The organism is Maritalea sp. (genome assembly GCF_047634455.1).
Taxonomy (GTDB): domain Bacteria; phylum Pseudomonadota; class Alphaproteobacteria; order Rhizobiales; family Devosiaceae; genus Maritalea.
In genome coordinates this window covers 37,421-44,985 of the sequence record NZ_JBLIAI010000019.1, presented here as the reverse complement: position 1 = coordinate 44,985, position 7,565 = coordinate 37,421, and the positions used below count along the sequence as shown (strand labels likewise).

7 protein-coding genes and 1 pseudogene are annotated in these 7,565 nt (G+C 50.0%); 5 read left to right on the top strand and 3 right to left on the bottom strand.

Translation table 11 applies throughout. The annotated features are described in order from the left end of the window. The 3 genes and pseudogenes from ACJAZW_RS07230 to ACJAZW_RS07220 form a co-directional block, all read left to right on the top strand. Positions 1–157 (top strand): annotated as a pseudogene (locus tag ACJAZW_RS07230) (amino acid ABC transporter permease); the annotation flags it as partial. Between the two features lie 6 nt (positions 158–163). Then, the gene (locus tag ACJAZW_RS07225; RefSeq protein ID WP_415156527.1) at positions 164–958 is read left to right on the top strand and encodes an amino acid ABC transporter ATP-binding protein; all 795 of its coding nucleotides are present in this window, start codon (positions 164–166) and stop codon (positions 956–958) included. Positions 959–1,075: 117 nt separating this feature from the next. Further along, positions 1,076–2,092 carry a transporter substrate-binding domain-containing protein gene (locus ACJAZW_RS07220; RefSeq protein WP_415156525.1) on the top strand — a complete coding sequence of 339 codons (1,017 nt, stop codon included), beginning with the start codon at positions 1,076–1,078 and terminating at the stop codon, positions 2,090–2,092. 11 nt (positions 2,093–2,103) lie between these two features. Here ACJAZW_RS07220 and ACJAZW_RS07215 read toward each other — a convergent pair whose 3' ends face one another. Genes ACJAZW_RS07215 through ACJAZW_RS07205 form a run of 3 tightly spaced genes read right to left on the bottom strand, consistent with a single transcriptional unit; the run spans position 2,104 to position 4,280 of the window. Next, positions 2,104–2,466: a GFA family protein gene (locus ACJAZW_RS07215; RefSeq protein ID WP_415156523.1), complete on the bottom strand. Its 363-nt coding sequence runs from the start codon at positions 2,464–2,466 to the stop codon at positions 2,104–2,106. Between the two features lie 25 nt (positions 2,467–2,491). Then, a complete protein-coding gene (locus ACJAZW_RS07210; protein WP_415156521.1) occupies positions 2,492–3,241 on the bottom strand; it encodes an alanyl-tRNA editing protein in 750 nt (249 codons plus the stop codon). Continuing rightward, on the bottom strand, positions 3,231–4,280 hold the full coding sequence (locus tag ACJAZW_RS07205) for a cysteine synthase A (RefSeq protein ID WP_415156519.1): 1,050 nt from the start codon (positions 4,278–4,280) through the stop codon (positions 3,231–3,233). The genes ACJAZW_RS07210 and ACJAZW_RS07205 overlap by 11 nt, the downstream gene beginning before the upstream one ends. Before the next feature lie 423 nt (positions 4,281–4,703). On the opposite strand from ACJAZW_RS07205, the gene cysD reads away from it, so the two are divergent. Both cysD and cysN read left to right on the top strand, forming a co-directional pair. After that, positions 4,704–5,618 carry a sulfate adenylyltransferase subunit CysD gene (gene cysD / locus ACJAZW_RS07200; RefSeq protein WP_415156517.1) on the top strand — a complete coding sequence of 305 codons (915 nt, stop codon included), beginning with the start codon at positions 4,704–4,706 and terminating at the stop codon, positions 5,616–5,618. Between the two features lies 1 nt (position 5,619). Continuing rightward, positions 5,620–7,536: a sulfate adenylyltransferase subunit CysN gene (gene cysN / locus ACJAZW_RS07195; protein ID WP_415156515.1), complete on the top strand. Its 1,917-nt coding sequence runs from the start codon at positions 5,620–5,622 to the stop codon at positions 7,534–7,536. Positions 7,537–7,565: the final 29 nt, after the last annotated feature.

The window sequence follows — 7,565 nt, the reverse complement described above, 5'->3', positions numbered from 1 at the left end:
AGTGCAAGCAACGACAGCGCAAGTTGAATGGAAATCACCTCACCAGGCAACAACCGGCTATTTGTTCGCAGCCGCAATGTTCTGGGTATTCTGTTTCGGTATGTCACGTTATTCCATGTACATGGAACGTCGCCTAGATACCGGACACAAGGAGTAGAAAATTATGTCAGAAGTTACAGCAATCGACATCAAAGCTGACCGCACAAAAATGACAGTGTCCGATACGGACGTTGCCGTTGAAATTAACGACATGGACAAGTGGTACGGTGACTTTCACGTTCTAAAAGACATCAATCTAAAGGTCATGAAGGGTGAGCGGATTGTTATTGCGGGACCTTCGGGGTCCGGAAAATCGACGCTTATTCGGTGCATCAACCGCTTGGAAGAACACCAGAAGGGCCAGATCATTGTTGATGGCATTGAGCTGACGAATGATTTGAAGCGGATTGATGAAGTGCGTCGGGAAGTGGGCATGGTGTTCCAACACTTTAACCTCTTTCCGCATCTCACAATTATGGAAAACTGCACACTTGCTCCAATGTGGGTACGTGGCATTCCAAGGGCTGAGGCTGAAGCAACTGCGATGGAATACCTCACAAAGGTGAAAATTCCAGAGCAAGCGCAAAAGTTTCCTGGTCAATTGTCAGGTGGTCAGCAACAACGTGTGGCGATTGCACGTTCATTGTGCATGAACCCAAACATTATGTTGTTTGATGAGCCAACTTCAGCACTTGATCCTGAAATGATCAAAGAAGTGCTGGAAGTGATGGTGAATCTCGCCGAAACGGGCATGACAATGCTGTGTGTTACGCATGAGATGGGCTTTGCCCGCCAAGTTGCGAACCGCGTTATCTTTATGGATCAGGGCCAGATTATTGAGCAAAATGATCCGGACAACTTCTTTGATCATCCGCAGCATGAGCGGACAAAGCTGTTCCTAAGCCAAATCCTGCATTAGTGAGATGTTGCTTTGGGCCGGTGAAACACCCGTTCAAAGCAATTGCTTCGCACAAAGGATTGAATTACAAATATCTTGGGCGGCCCGCTGGGGCCGCTCAAACTTTAAGAGGGACCAGTGAACGGTTTGCGTACCATTTTAGCCGGTTTGTTGACGGCACTTGTATTGGTCTCATCTGCACAAGCAGATACCCTGGACAATGTGCTGGAGACGGGCATCGTGCGCTGCGGCGCAGCTGAAGGACACCGAGGCTTCTCCGAAAAATCAGCTGATGGTTTCTGGAAGGGTTTTGACGTAGATATCTGCCGGGCAGTTTCAGCAGCGGTATTCGGCGTGGCAAACCGTGTCGATTTCACAGAATATCCAGGACCAAATCGGGTGGCCCCGCTGCAAAGCGGCGAAGTCGACATTATGGCGCGTAGTGCATACTGGACAATGTCGCGCGATACCCAATTTGGGGTTCAAAATGTTGTGGCGACTTATTTTGATGGGCAAGCGCTGCTGGTGCCAGAAACTTTGGGTGTCGTATCCGCAATCCAATTGCAAGATGTAACGGTTTGTGCCGTGCGTGGTTCGATCGAACAGGATAGGGTGGAGCGCTACTTGTTTGGGCAACAAATTGCCTACCAAGAAGCATATTACGAGGCATTCGATGACCTTGTCGTCGCTTACAAAGCTGGCTTGTGTAACGTTATTACTGCGCCTGCAAGCGAATTGCAGGCCTTGCTCGACAAAGACTTGAGCGCAAGCGAAAATCGCATACTCCCTGAAAGACTTTCCTTAGACGCTTGGGGGCCGATCGTTCGCAACAATGATGACCGCTGGCAAAATGTCGTGCGTTGGACAATTTTCGCACTGATCAACGCGGAGGAGTTGGGCATCAGCTCCCAAAATGTTGACACGATGACTGAAAGCAAAAACCCTAAAGTTCGCCGCCTGCTTGGCCTTGATGGAAAATTTGGCGCCCCCTTAGGTATCCCCGATACTTGGGCACGCGATATCATTCGCGGCGTCGGCAATTATGGCGAGATTTATGGTCGAAACCTTGGGCGTGATTCAGACCTTGCCTTAGCGCGTGGCAAAAACGAATTATGGACACGCGGCGGTTTAATGTACGCACCACCTGTCCGCTAGATGTTTTGAAGTTACTTTGCTTCGCGCGACAATGATGCACCATCCAAAAGCTGCGGATGAAGCGCGCGCGCATCGATCCCATCCAAGCAGGCGACGTTAATTCCATACTTTTCAGGTGCTGAACGTGGGCGATGGAACGTATATATGCCGCATGTCGTACAGAAATAGTGCTTGGCTATATTTGTATTCCATTGGTAAAGCCCGAGCATATCTTGCCCAGCAATCAGTGTGAAGTTCTCACCCGGGATGCGCACCATCACGGCGTTCTTTTTGCTGCACAAAGAGCAATTGCAAGTGATGGAATTGTTCAAATCCGCTTTGACTGCAAACTGCACCGCGCCGCAATGGCATGAACCTTGATAGTCCTGTTCCATAGTTCTTCCCTCCAATACCTGCAATCTACTCGTCGAAATGGATTGCAACTCGGCGATTGATTTTGCCTTTTTTCTCAACTTTGCCGAACCGGATTTTGCCGATTTCCCGCGTGTTGTTCACATGTGTGCCACCGCAGGGTTGCCAGTCTATTGTTTGCTCGCCATCTGAAATACGGATCATTCGAATTTCGCCCTGTCCTGACGGTGGTTTCACCGTCATGGTTTTCACCAGTTCCGGGTTCGCAGCCAACTCGGCTTCGCTAATCCATTCCTCCGTCACGTCCAATTCGCGCGCAATAAGGGCGTTGAGTTGGTCGGCTAGAGCATCTTTATCTTCGGGTGGCTCCGGCATTTGAAAATCTAGCCGGCCCTTAATTGCGCCAATAGAGCCGCCTGTAACAGGCAGGGGAATGACCACGGACAAAAGATGCAATGCGGTGTGCATACGCATCAAATTATAGCGGTTGTCCCAGTCAATATGGCAGGTAATCTCATCACCAACATTTGGCAAAATTTGCCCATCAGCGGGAACGTGAACAATTTCTAGCTTTTCGCCGTTTGGGTGGATGGTTGTTGCAATTTGAGTTTTGTCGCCAGAGGCGCTTTCCAAACAACCAAAGTCACCAGGTTGCCCGCCAGATGTGGCATAGAAATTTGTGCGATCAAGCACAATACCGCCAAGCTCGTTTATTTCTACGACCCTGGCGGAAATTGCATTCAAATAGCTGTAGCCACGAAAAAGAAATTCTGTGCGGCCAAATCCATTATCCATCATCACTCGCCATTACAGATTGAACATCAATGTTCAAACTGTGGTCCAGAAAGGACGGGACTGGCAAGCCTTTTGAGTTCAAGAAATCTTTATTGAATAATTTTGTTTGATAGCGATTTCCGTAATCGGCCAGAACCGTAACGATGGTTTTGCCCGGTCCCATTTCTCTTGCCATGCGCACAGCGCCAGCAATGTTGATGGCGCTTGATCCGCCAAGGCACAAGCCTTCATTGGCCAACAGGTCAAAGATGTAGGGCAGGGCTTCTGCGTCGGGAATTTGGTACGCGTGATCCACTTTTAAGCCTTCAAGGTTTGCGGTTATGCGTCCTTGGCCAATGCCCTCGGTGATTGAACTGCCTGTAGAGCCGAACTCGCCCGTTGTGTAATAGCTGTAAAGCGCAGCACCCTCTGGGTCCGCAATGCCGATCTTGATGTCATTGTTGCGGTCTTTCAGTGCATGAGCAACGCCTGCAAGCGTGCCGCCAGAACCTACAGCGCAAATGAACCCATCAACCTTGCCGCCCGTTTGTTCAAAAATCTCAGGACCAGTTGTTTCGATATGCGCCTGACGGTTGGCCACATTGTCAAACTGTTGCGCCCATATGGCACCCTCGGGCAGTTCTTTGTTCAGCTTTTCGGCCAAACGCCCAGACAGCTTTACGTAATTGTTCGCGTTCTTGTACGGCTTTGCAGGCACTTCGATCAGTGTCGCGCCAGCCAAACGGATGCTGTCCTTTTTTTCTTTGCTCTGTGTGTCCGGGATAACGATTACAGACTTATAGCCAAGCGCGTTTGCGACCATAGAAAGGCCAATGCCTGTATTACCGGCAGTGCCTTCAACAATGGTTGCACCCGGGCGCAGGAGGCCACGCCGTTCAGCATCGCGGATAATATAAAGCGCTGCCCGGTCTTTGACCGACTGTCCGGGGTTCAAAAATTCCGCCTTGCCCCAAATCTCGCAACCTGTTGCCTCAGATACAGCATTGAGCCGGATAAGCGGTGTATTGCCAATAGCGTCTAAAACGCTTCTGTGCTGGGTCATCGAGTCATTCCTTTTAATGTTGGCTAGACATTAGGTCCCAAATTGCGGTTTCTCAAGGCACAAATTGGTGAAAAACAAAGGCTTTTCCCTTTCGTCAACAAACAGGGCAAACCGATCTAGCGTCGGCAAATTTTGTGCGAATTATATTCTCATGGCTTTGCGATGCCAGGTGATACAAACCAGTTTTCATCGGGCCATACCGTTTAAGAATAAAAACGCTTGGTGAAATAGTTTGCCCGATAATATGCAAATTCGACAATCAGATTTCCCAAAACTTTGCGCATGCAAGGCGTCCTGTTCGCCTTTGTCGACTAACGCAAAAACTGCGTCCATTTCAATCTAAAGTACTGATTTGTATGATTGTTTTACAAGCTATGTCAGCTTATTTTGGTCAGCAACTGTTTTGCCCGTTTTGGAGCCATCATGTCGGCCACACAAAATTCAATATCTCACCTTCAAGCACTTGAAGCTGAGAGCATAGAAATATTCCGCGAAGTTGCTTCGTCGTTTGAACGTCCGGTGATGATGTATTCGATTGGCAAGGATTCAAGCGTGCTGCTGCATTTGGCGCGCAAAGCTTTTTTCCCGTCAAAAATCCCATTTCCTTTGCTGCATGTGGACACCACGTGGAAGTTCAAGGAAATGATCACGTTCCGTGATCGCATGGCCGATGAACACGGTTTTGATTTGTTGGTGCACACAAATCCAGAAGGCAAAGCGGACAATATCAACCCATTTGACCATGGCTCGTCGCGTTACACAGACATCATGAAAACCGTCGCTTTGCGCCAGGCGTTGAATGCTGGCCAGTACGATGCGGCCATTGGCGGTGCACGCCGTGACGAAGAAAAATCTCGCGCCAAAGAGCGCATCTTTTCGCACCGTAACGCGCAACATGCATGGGACCCAAAGAATCAGCGGCCCGAACTTTGGCGGGTGTTCAACACGCGGCTTGCGCCCGGCGAAAGCATGCGGGTGTTCCCCTTGTCCAATTGGACCGAACTGGATATCTGGACCTATATCTATTCTGAAGGCATCGAAATTCCACCGCTCTATTTGGCAAAAAAGCGTCCCGTTGTTGAACGTTCTGGCACTTTGATCATGGTCGACGATGACCGTCTGCCGTTGAACGAAGGCGAGGTGCCGCGCGAAGAGATGGTCAGGTTCCGCACACTCGGCTGTTACCCCCTGACTGGTGCGATCAGATCAGACGCGGCGACGCTGCCCGAAATCATCATGGAAATGAATGCCTCAACCACCTCTGAGCGCGAGGGTCGTTTGATCGACAGCGATCAGGCTGGGTCGATGGAGAAGAAGAAGCAAGAAGGATATTTCTAATATGTCTATTCAAGAAAATATCCAAAAAAACAGTGCCTTAGACGTTGACAGTTGGCTTGGCCAACAAACCAACAAAAGCCTGCTGCGCTTTCTCACTTGTGGCTCAGTTGACGATGGAAAATCGACGCTGATTGGTCGCTTGTTATACGATAGCCAGCTGATCCTGGACGATCAGCTCGCCGCGCTGCAAAAGGAAAGCAGCAACCGCACCACGGGTGACGAGGGGATCGATTTCTCGTTGTTGGTCGACGGCCTGACCGCTGAACGCGAGCAGGGCATCACGATTGATGTGGCTTACCGCTTTTTCACCACCAATAAACGCAAATTTATTGTGGCCGATACGCCGGGTCACGAACAATATACCCGCAACATGGCCACTGGCGCGTCAAACGCGGACGTGGCGATTGTCTTGATTGATGCGCGCAAAGGCCTGCTCACCCAAACCCGTCGCCATAGTTTCATTCTGTCGCTGATTGGGGTGAAGCACGTTGTTGCGGTGGTGAACAAGATCGATCTTGTTGATTATGATAAAGACGTGTTCGACAGGATTGAAGCTGAATATCGTGAATTTGCGGGGCAACTTGGCTTCAAGTCATTGGTCACTATTCCCGTGTCAGCGCTTAAGGGCGATAATATCGTCAATAAAAGCAAAGACATGGATTGGTATCGCGGCCCGCAGCTGGTGCCATATCTTGAAGAAATCGACGTCACAGAAGACAAAACCGAAAAGCCTTTCCGCTTTCCTGTTCAATGGGTCAATCGCGCCAGCCTTGATTTCCGTGGCTTTTCCGGCACTGTGGCTGGCGGCAGCGTTCGGCCGGGCGATGATGTTTTAGTGGCTGCGTCACGCAAACCCGCAAAAATATCCCGCATTGTCACCATGGACGGCGATTTGGATGTAGCGATTGCTGGGCAGGCGGTGACGCTGGTGCTGGATCGTGAGATTGATATTTCGCGCGGTGATGTATTGTCTGCACCCGGGATTGTGCCTGAATATTCCAATCAGTTCCAAGCCAAACTGGTCTGGATGAATGAAGAACGCGCCATGTCTGGCCGCTCCTATTTGATCAAGGTCGGCACACAATTGGTGCCAGCCACCATCACCAACGTCAAACACAAAACCAACGTCAACACGCTTGAGCAGAGCGAGACCAAATGCCTTGACCTCAATGAGGTTGGTACGGTGACAATTGCGACTGACAAACCGATTGCGTTTGACCCCTATGCGGACAATGGCACAACAGGCGGTTTTATTCTGATTGACCGTCTGTCCAACGCCACTTTGGCAGCGGGAACGATTGAGTTTGGCTTGCGCCGCGCGCAAAATCTGACCTATCAAGATTTTGACGTGAACCGCAAAACCCGATCCGAAATGAAGGGCCAAACATCAAAAATCGTTTGGTTTACCGGCTTGTCAGGTTCTGGCAAATCAACGGTTGCGAACCTGCTCGAAAAGCGTATCGCCGCTGAAGGCAAACACACCTACATTCTTGATGGGGACAATGTGCGCCACGGGCTGAACAAAGACCTTGGATTTACCGATGAAGACCGGGTGGAAAACATTCGTCGCATCGCCGAAGTCGCACGGCTGATGGCCGATGCAGGGCTGATCGTTTTGGTATCCTTTATCTCGCCGTTCAAAAACGAGCGTAAACTGGCGCGCGAAATTGCGGGCGATATCGAGTTTATCGAAGCCTATGTGAACACGCCGATTGAAGTGTGTGCACAGCGCGATCCAAAAGGTCTGTATGCCCGTGCAAAAGCTGGTGAAATCAAAAACTTCACGGGCATAGATTCCCCGTTTGAAGCGCCAGAGAACCCAGACATTACATTGAATACAGCGGACCGTGACCCCACAGACCTCGCCAATGAGCTCTACGACATGATGTTTGTAGGTCACCAATATAGCGCGTTGTAAACTTCTAACAGATTGCAAAAAGGCGGCCA

Coding starts and splice junctions, on each gene's coding strand:
- ACJAZW_RS07215 (WP_415156523.1), bottom strand. CDS start 2,466: ATGGAACAGGACTATCAAGGTTCATGCCATTGCGGCGCGGTGCAGTTT.
- cysN (WP_415156515.1), top strand. CDS start 5,620: ATGTCTATTCAAGAAAATATCCAAAAAAACAGTGCCTTAGACGTTGAC.
- ACJAZW_RS07210 (WP_415156521.1), bottom strand. CDS start 3,241: ATGATGGATAATGGATTTGGCCGCACAGAATTTCTTTTTCGTGGCTAC.
- cysD (WP_415156517.1), top strand. CDS start 4,704: ATGTCGGCCACACAAAATTCAATATCTCACCTTCAAGCACTTGAAGCT.
- ACJAZW_RS07225 (WP_415156527.1), top strand. CDS start 164: ATGTCAGAAGTTACAGCAATCGACATCAAAGCTGACCGCACAAAAATG.
- ACJAZW_RS07205 (WP_415156519.1), bottom strand. CDS start 4,280: ATGACCCAGCACAGAAGCGTTTTAGACGCTATTGGCAATACACCGCTT.